7 protein-coding genes are annotated in these 8,960 nt (G+C 49.9%); 5 read left to right on the forward strand and 2 right to left on the reverse strand.

Annotated elements, in window-relative coordinates:
• Nucleotides 1–121: 121 nt before the first annotated feature.
• On the forward strand, nucleotides 122–1,543 hold the full coding sequence (gene pykF / locus KDK14_RS21320; RefSeq protein ID WP_257267282.1) for a pyruvate kinase PykF: 1,422 nt from the start codon (nucleotides 122–124) through the stop codon (nucleotides 1,541–1,543).
• A 125-nt stretch (nucleotides 1,544–1,668) separates the two neighbouring features.
• Here the strand turns inward: pykF and KDK14_RS21325 are convergent, their stop codons facing one another.
• Nucleotides 1,669–2,670, reverse strand: a complete 1,002-nt coding sequence (locus tag KDK14_RS21325) for a threonine/serine dehydratase (protein WP_257267283.1) — start codon at nucleotides 2,668–2,670, stop codon at nucleotides 1,669–1,671.
• Nucleotides 2,671–3,083: 413 nt separating this feature from the next.
• Here KDK14_RS21325 and KDK14_RS21330 point away from each other — a divergent pair, with 413 nt between their 5' ends.
• Nucleotides 3,084–3,752, forward strand: coding sequence for a hypothetical protein (locus KDK14_RS21330; protein WP_257267285.1), 669 nt, complete (start codon nucleotides 3,084–3,086; stop codon nucleotides 3,750–3,752).
• A gap of 42 nt (nucleotides 3,753–3,794) precedes the next feature.
• Here KDK14_RS21330 and aceA read toward each other — a convergent pair whose 3' ends face one another.
• Nucleotides 3,795–5,111 carry an isocitrate lyase gene (aceA, locus tag KDK14_RS21335; protein WP_257267286.1) on the reverse strand — a complete coding sequence of 439 codons (1,317 nt, stop codon included), beginning with the start codon at nucleotides 5,109–5,111 and terminating at the stop codon, nucleotides 3,795–3,797.
• A gap of 138 nt (nucleotides 5,112–5,249) precedes the next feature.
• Here aceA and KDK14_RS21340 point away from each other — a divergent pair, with 138 nt between their 5' ends.
• From KDK14_RS21340 to KDK14_RS21350, 3 genes are all read left to right on the forward strand, one after another.
• Nucleotides 5,250–6,182, forward strand: a complete 933-nt coding sequence (locus KDK14_RS21340; protein ID WP_257267287.1) for a LysR family transcriptional regulator — start codon at nucleotides 5,250–5,252, stop codon at nucleotides 6,180–6,182.
• A gap of 123 nt (nucleotides 6,183–6,305) precedes the next feature.
• Nucleotides 6,306–6,428, forward strand: a complete 123-nt coding sequence (locus KDK14_RS21345; RefSeq protein ID WP_257267288.1) for a hypothetical protein — start codon at nucleotides 6,306–6,308, stop codon at nucleotides 6,426–6,428.
• 153 nt (nucleotides 6,429–6,581) lie between these two features.
• A complete protein-coding gene (locus tag KDK14_RS21350; RefSeq protein WP_257267290.1) occupies nucleotides 6,582–8,765 on the forward strand; it encodes a malate synthase G in 2,184 nt (727 codons plus the stop codon).
• Nucleotides 8,766–8,960 lie beyond the last annotated feature (195 nt).

Below are 8,960 nucleotides of genomic sequence, written 5' to 3' on the forward strand. Positions count from 1 at the left end.
CGGCAAATAGCTCCGCTATTCACCTGTCAAAACCGAATTTTTATCCTTGATTTTCTGCCATCCTCGCTACGGGCGACATTCTCGGACAGCCTCCCGGGTTCCTCTGACGGAGAAAACCCCAGTGAGAAAGACCAAGATCGTCTGTACCATCGGCCCAAAGTCTGAATCCCATGAAATGCTGACCAAACTGGTGGACAAGGGCATGAATGTGATGCGACTGAATTTCTCCCATGGTGATTTTGACGAGCATGGTATCCGTATTGCCCGTCTGCGAGAAGTCATGGCTGAGACCGGCAAGCGTATTGCCATTCTTCTGGACACCAAAGGCCCGGAGATCCGGACGGTCAAACTTCACAATGGCGATGATGTCATGCTGACTGCCGGGCAAGAATTTACCCTGACTACCGACACTTCTGTTGTTGGTGACAGCACCTGCGTAGCGGTTACCTATGCTGGACTTACGGCTGACCTGAAGCCGGGCAACACTGTTCTGCTGGATGATGGTCTGATTGAACTGACGGTAAAAGAAGTCAAGGCTCAGGAAATTGTCTGTAAAGTCAAGAACAATGGTGAACTGGGTGAAAACAAGGGTGTAAATCTGCCCGGGGTTAAGGTTAACCTGCCCGCCCTGTCGGAAAAAGATAAGGCTGATCTGGTCTTTGGTTGTGATCAGGGCGTTGACTTTGTTGCGGCCTCATTTATCCGAAAAGCCAGTGATGTTGAAGAGATTCGTGCGCTGCTTGATGCCAATGGTGGCCAGGAAATCCAGATCATTGCCAAGATCGAGAATCAGGAAGGCGTTGATAACTTCGACGATATACTGGCCGTTTCTGATGCCATTATGGTGGCCCGTGGTGACCTGGGGGTAGAAATCCCGGTTGATCAGGTGATCTTTGCCCAGAAGATGATGATCAAAAAGTGTAATCATGCCCGAAAGCCTGTGATCACGGCTACCCAGATGCTGGATTCCATGATCAAGAACCCCCGTCCAACCCGTGCTGAAGCCGGTGATGTAGCAAACGCTATTCTGGACGGCACCGACGCCGTTATGCTCTCCGGTGAGAGTGCCAAAGGTAAGTACCCGGCAGAATCCGTTGCGGTAATGGCAACCATCTGTAACAGCACAGATGGCAACATGGAACTGCGTGTGGAAGAGTTTGATGCGGAGATCGACAATTATCGCAGCATCACTCAAGCGGTTTGCCGTGGTGCGGTCAAAACGGCGGATATCCTGGCGGCCAAGCTGATTATCGTTGCCACTGAGCAGGGCAAGTCAGCACGTTCACTGCGCAAGTTCTTCCCTAAAGCGCAGATTTTGGCGCTGACCTCTTCCGAGAAGACCGCTAACCAGCTCAGCCTGAGCAAAGGGGTGACAACCAGCCTGGTGCCGCTGCAGGAAAACACCGATGCATTCTACAAGCTGGGCAAAGAGCTGGGGGTAAAGCACAACTTTGTTCAGTCTGGTGATCTGGTTGTGATGGTTTCCGGTGCCCTGGTTGAGTCAGGTACTACCAATACGGCTTCGGTGCATGTGATCGATTAATTCCTGAGTTCTTTTTGGTGACATTATCTTGCTTGTCCTTCCCACTGGCTGGGGAGGGCAGGTAACCAGTAGATATGCCTCCCGTCATTCTCTCTTGCCTGACGTTCATCCGGTCAATTGCATACTCAGACAGCGCTTAATATGGCAGCGTACTTATCCGGGTCAACATTACCTCCGCTGCCAATGGCGACGATGGTTTTATGTTTAAACAGTGCCGGGTTTTCCATGATCGCGGCAATGGCCACGGCACCGCTGGGCTCTAACACCAGGTTCATCTCCTGAAAACTGAGCCTGATGGCCTCATGGGCTGCTTGAGCATTGACGGTCAGGCCTTTGACACCGGTTTGCAGTACGATGTCCAGATTGGCAATGCCGGGCTCAAGGGCCAGTAAAGCATCACAGTCACACAAGATATGACCTTTGGCCCGGGAGCGCCTGCCGTTTTCAAGAGAAATGCCCATCCCCTGGTAACCATCGACTTCAACGGCCCATACCTGGGTGTTGCTACCGAACACCAGGCTTGATCCTGCCACCAGACTGCCACCACCCACGGGACAGAGAATATGATCACAGGCTTTCCCGGTTATCGCCAGCTGTTCCTGAAGCTCCATTGCTACCGATGCCTGGCCAATGATGATCTCGTGGTCATCGAAAGGGTGTAGCAGAACCGCGCCATGATCATGGGCCAGTTTACTGGCCATATCACTGGCAGCTTCCTCCCTTGACGGTTCATTACATTGGCAGAGAACGACCTCTGCACCATAACGCCTGGCATTATTTATTTTTGATTGGGGGGCGTCATGTGGCATAACCAGTCTGACCGGTATACCCAGAAGTTGTCCGGCCGCTGACAAGCCTGCTGCAAAATTGCCAGAAGAGTAAGCTATAACTCCTTGTTTTTTCTCGTTTTTTGTTAAATTTAACAGGCGGTAAAATGCGCCCCGAAACTTAAATGCTCCGGTAATTTGCAGAGACTCGGCTTTGACAAGAACCTCTCCACGAATCAGCTCGCTCAGGGCGTCTGATTTGATCAGAGGCGTTGTGCGCACATTGTTTCTGATTTGTTGAAAGGCGTGGTTTAACCTCAGGCAATCAGGAAGTTTGTTTACATTGGGTAATGCTGACATACACTTGATATCTATTTCTCTTAATGAAAGCAACCTGGCCCGGATGCTGTCTTTGAGCTTATAAGATAGTCAAAATTGGCCATGAAGTTCGAAAAGTTCCACACAGACAGGTTATACCGTGAACTCGAAAGACTTAAAGAGTCGCGGCCGAGCTGTACAAAGTAACAGCCATCATTTGATTGGGAAATATTCTCTCGTGCACTGAAGTACTATATGAATTGAACTTTTTTATAAAAAATCAGTCCAATGGCACATAGTCACAATAACTCATACAGAGGTTTGCCTGAATGTTCCCAACGATTCCCGGGATAGCTGCCTGCCAAGCGGCCAGGGTTGAATATCTGAATACATTTGGCGATAAAGTTACCCGCTCAAAAGCAGAGACAGATCTGGACAAGAAATTCAGCTCTGACTTGGCAAAGAACCGTGCTGTTAACATTCTAAATGATGTAAATACCTTTATAAGATCTACACAGACAAACTCCAGGGATGTACAAGTACTCAGGAAATTTCTAAAGGAACGATTGGTTCGCTCCTCAGGGATTGGTGAAATTTGTGCTTTTGAACAACCAGGCAAAAAATATGCTGTGCAGCGGACTGCGCAAATAATTACAGGCGTTGATTCTTTTTTGACCTCCCAACACACTACAGTTGATGATCGCGTTATGCTTCGACGTTTATTAAAAAAGAATGCTTTCACCAATATACCTTCAGGGGTAAGCAGTAATATTCATGACGCAGCACATCACACAAAAAAGACGGAAGTCCTGAAGCATCAAAAATCGGGTCCTCTTACCACCTTTGATAAATTAGTAAAGCAGTATGATAAGGTTGTGGACGGTCTCTATGATTATCAATTGAAAAGGCTCACAGAAAGGCTTACACACAGGGGTACTTTTTTCAGTGCCGAGCGTAATGTTATCTTCAGTAAACCAAAGGGGCCAGAAAGAGCCTGGTCACTCCTTGATACGCTGACAATGCAGAATGCGCGAAGGCCATCACTGAATGTGGCGGCTTCCATGTTTGAAGAGGCGCTGGGAATGGTGGATCCCGAACTGGCCAGAGCTGTTTTCCATACTTAAAAATGAGCCCCATCAACAATCAGGGGCTCAAACTTCAATCAATTAGAACTGCTCTTCTTCCGTAGACCCGGTTAATGCCGTGACTGAAGACTGACCACCCTGGATAACCGTTGTCATATCATCAAAATAACCGGTACCCACTTCCTGTTGGTGGGCAACAAAGGTGTAGCCTTTCTCGGCAGCACCGAACTCCGGCTCCTGAACCATCTCGACATAATGCTTCATGCCTTCACCCTGTGCGTAGTTATAAGCCAGTTCAAACATGTTGTGCCACATGTTGTGAATGCCCGCGAGGGTAATGAACTGGTACTTGTAGCCCATATCGCTCAGTTCCTGCTGGAATTTGGCAATGGTTTCATCGTCCAGATTTTTCTTCCAGTTGAACGATGGTGAGCAGTTATAGGCCAGCAGCTGATCCGGGTACTCAGTCTTGATCGCTTCGGCAAACTGGCGTGCTTCTTCCAGGTCTGGCGTAGCGGTTTCACACCACAGCAGATCCGCGTATGGCGCATAGGCAAGACCACGGGCAATGGCCTGATCAATACCGGCTTTGGTCCGGAAGAAACCTTCAGGCGTTCTTTCGCCCGAAAGGAATGGGGCATCGTAAGGGTCGCAATCAGAGGTAATCAGGTCCGCAGCGTTTGCATCGGTACGGGCCAGAACAATGGTGGGTACATCAGCCACGTCAGCAGCCAGCCGGGCTGCAATCAACTTCTGCACAGCTTCCTGAGTGGGAACCAGTACCTTGCCACCCATGTGGCCACACTTTTTAACAGAAGCCAGCTGGTCTTCAAAGTGCGCCCCGGCAGCACCGGCCTCAATCATGCCTTTCATCAACTCATAGGCGTTCAGTACGCCACCAAAGCCTGCCTCTGCATCCGCAACAATCGGGGCAAACATGTCAACATAACCTTCATCACCCGCTTGCTTACCGGCTTTCCACTGAATCTGGTCGGCACGGCGGAAACTGTTGTTGATGCGCTTGACCACTGCCGGCACAGAGTCAACCGGGTACAGAGACTGGTCCGGGTACATGGTGCTAGCGGTATTATTATCTGCCGCAACCTGCCAGCCGGAAAGGTAGATCGCTTCAATGCCTGCTTTAACCTGTTGTACTGCCTGACCGCCTGTGAGAGCACCGAGACAGTTGACATAACCTTTTTTGGACTGGTTGCCATACACCAGGTTCCAGAGTTTCTCGGCCCCCTGTCTGGCAATGGTGTTTTCGATTTTCACAGAACCTCTCAGACGAACGACGTCATCTGCACTGTAGGTTCTTTTGACATTTTTCCAGCGCGGGTTCTCTGCCCAGTCCTTTTCAATGCGGGCAATTTCTTCAGAGCGGTTATAGCGAGCCATGTTATTTTCCTCCCCCGAACAGCGAGGTGTAGTTATGCGACCGGTTAAATTCAAACAAATGTTTGATTTACGCCGCACATCCTAAACACCGGAGAAAGATTCTGGTAATTTATAAGAGTTATCTCCGGTATTTATAGAATGAATATTGCACGCGTTGATCTGAATTTGATGGTTTACCTGGATGTTCTGCTCAGGGAGCGCAACGTAACCCGTGCCGCTGAACAGTTGGGAATTACTCAGCCTGCCATGAGCAATGGGCTGCGCAGACTGCGGGAGTTGTTTAATGATCCTTTGTTGATCCGGACCAGCGAAGGAATGACGCCAACAGAGCGTGCACTTGAACTCCAGCCACGGATTCGTGAAGCATTACTGGCCATGGAGAAAACCATTCAGCCAAAAGAGAAGTTTGATCCTGAAACCAGCCAGCGGGTATTTCGGATCATGGCTTCAGATTATGCTGAATCAACCCTGATCCCTCTGGTGTTGAAGCCGCTTCGCTCATTGGCTCCGAATGTGACACTGGATGTCCTGACGCCCAGTGATGTGAGCTTTCACGATGTGGAGCAAGGTTGGGTCGATATGGCCATTAACCGTTTTGACAGTCTGCCTCAGTCGTTTTACCAATCCCGGATCTGGCAGGACGATTTTTCCTGTGTGATGAGTAAAGAAAACCCGATACTGAAAAATTTCACCCTGGACACCTATCTTCAATCCCGGCATATCTGGGCCAGCAAAACCGGAATGGGTATTGGCGTGGGGGTTAATCCTGAGGATGTACAGCGACTGGGCTGGGTGGATGAAGCGCTGGCCTCTGTTGGCAAAAAACGCAAAATCAGTGTTTTTACCCGTCATTACCAGGTGGCAATGCTATTATCTGCCCAGCATGATCTGATCGCTACACTGCCCAGTCGGCTTGCGGATATTGAACGCTTCAGTGCCAGGCTCGCTGTCGTCAGGCCCCCGTTTGACATTCCATCCTTTGATCTATCCATGGCCTGGAGTCCCCTGCTGCATCATGACTCTGCCCACCAGTGGCTGAGACAGATTATTAAATCCGTGGCGGAAAGGTGACTATCAAGAAAAGGGCTTTCTTTTATCCCTACACAAATATGAATCCTGACACGACTCCCGGTTTTGCACATTTGTTTTTGCCCGCAGGATTTAACAGACTCTTACAAAATTTGGGGAATTCGTATGTTTGCCGTTCATTCAAATCTTGATAAAGAGCTTGAGTCCTTCATGGCATTGATTGGCGAGACAGAAGTCTCGAACCCGGGCACTCATAATTTGATTATTCCCGGTCATTTTTCGCTGTAACAGTCACTATTCACAGGATAAATAATCGTCATTCCGGGCGTTAATTGGAAATGCCACCTGGCTTCGATAACATGACGGGTGGAATTGTTGTGCTTGTACCCAGGCATAATGTATACGTCAGTTGCATAATAATGATCGGGAAGTGAGGTTGAAATGACTGAACGCATCCAGAAAGGTGGCCTGCAAGTTGCGCGGCTACTCCATGATTTACTGGTGAATGATATTGCCCCGGGAACCGGTGTGGAGCCAGAGAAGTTCTGGTTGTCCCTGGAAGCGCTGGTTAATGACCTTGCCCCTGAAAACCAGGCGCTTCTGGCCCGACGGGATGAACTTCAGCAGAAGATCGATGCATGGCACCGGCAAAACCGGTATAGCGAAGACAATAAGCCTGAGTACCGGTCTTTCCTTGAGGAAACCGGTTATCTCCTGCCTGAAGTCGATGACTTTGTGATCGCCACCAGCAAGGTCGACAGTGAAATAGCACGTCAGGCAGGGCCCCAGCTGGTAGTCCCCGTGATGAATGCCCGTTTTGCCTTGAACGCAGCCAATGCCCGCTGGGGTAGCCTTTATGATGCGCTTTATGGAACGGATGCTATTGCGGAAAGTGAGGGGGCAGAGAAGGGGAAAGGATATAATCCGGTTCGTGGCAGGAAAGTGATTGCCTTTGGTCGTGAGTTGCTGGATACAGCGGCACCATTGACTTCTGGCAGCCATAAAGACGCCGTTCGCTATCAGGTGCTGGAAAACAGTCTGGCCATTTCACTGGAGGATGGCTCAATCACCTCTCTGAAAGAGCCGGAAAAGTTTTGTGGTTATACCGGAGCCCCTGATAAGCCGGATTCAATTCTGTTGAAAAACAATGAATTGCACATTGATGTTCAATTTGATTCTGAAGGCGTTATCGGCAGGGATGATGCTGCCAATGTTCAGGATCTGATCGTTGAGGCTGCCATTACCACCATTATGGACTGTGAAGATTCCGTGGCAGCAGTGGATGCAGAAGACAAGGCCCTGGTGTATCGCAACTGGCTTGGGCTGATGAAAGGTGACCTGGAAGATACTTTCGTTAAAGGTGGCAAGCCGCTGACCCGAAAGCTGAGTTCTGACCGGATGTACACGACACCAGACGGCAATGAACTGGTCTTGCCCGGCAGAAGCCTGATGTTTGTCCGAAATGTCGGCCACCTGATGACCAATGATGCCATTCTTGATGCCCGGGGTAATGAGATTCCGGAGGGCATTATGGACGGTATGTTCACCGCCCTGATCGCCATTCACGATCTGAAGAAAAAGACGGGCAGCCAGCAGAACTCCCGGGAAGGCAGCATTTATATCGTCAAGCCCAAGATGCAGGGGCCTGAAGAAGTGGCCTTTACCTGCAAACTGTTTTCCCGTATCGAAGCGGCGCTTGATCTGCCAGCCAATACCCTGAAGGTCGGTATTATGGATGAAGAGCGCAGAACCTCCATAAACCTGAAGGCATGCATCCGCGAGGCCAGAGATCGCATTGTCTTTATCAATACCGGTTTCCTGGACCGAACCGGGGATGAAATCCATACCAGCATGGAAGCCGGTCCGGTCATTCCAAAAGGGGAGATGAAACAGTCTGTCTGGATTCAGGCCTATGAAGATCGCAATGTTGATATGGGTCTTCATACTGGTCTGCCCGGCAAAGCCCAGATTGGTAAAGGCATGTGGGCGATGCCGGATGAGATGGCAAAAATGATGGAGCAGAAGATTGCCCACCCCCTGTCCGGGGCCAACACCGCCTGGGTGCCTTCTCCCAATGGTGCGACACTTCATGCCGTTCATTATCACCGGGTGAATGTTCTGGCCCGGCAGAAGGCGCTGGCCAGCCGACAGCAAGCCAGTATTGACGATATTCTTCAGATTCCGGTGATGAAGGATCCGGGCAAGCTCTCTCCCGAGCAGATCCAGAAAGAGCTGGACAATAACGCCCAGGGAATTCTTGGCTATGTGGTGCGCTGGATTGACCAGGGTGTTGGCTGTTCCAAGGTCCCGGATATCAACGACATTGGTCTGATGGAAGACCGTGCCACGCTGCGAATCTCCAGTCAGCACATTGCCAACTGGCTGCGTCATGGTGTTTGTTCAGAAGACCAGGTGATGGCAACCTTGAAGCGAATGGCTGTGATCGTAGACCGACAGAATGCTGGTGATGTAGCGTATCGAGCTATGGCACCAGACTTTGCCAGGAGTATTGCCTTTGCTGCAGCCTGTGATCTGGTATTCAAAGGCTGTGAGCAGCCTAATGGCTATACCGAGCCTGTGCTTCATCAGCGTCGCAAAGAGTACAAGGCAGCTAATCCGGCTTAAGAATTGATTCTGGCCAGCATTCTGCCTTCAAAAAAACATTCATCCAATCAACGGGATACAAGGTGGATTGGGTGGATTGGAAGAACTTTCTCAATTAGACCTGCGCTGCACTCTATACTAATCTTCCCCCTGTACTGATCTTTCGTAACTATTCGTTGAAACCATATTGACCCTTGATTTCCAAGGGCTACAAGC

Origin of the sequence: Endozoicomonas sp. ONNA2 (assembly GCF_024606365.1) — a bacterium.
Lineage (GTDB): Bacteria > Pseudomonadota > Gammaproteobacteria > Pseudomonadales > Endozoicomonadaceae > Endozoicomonas.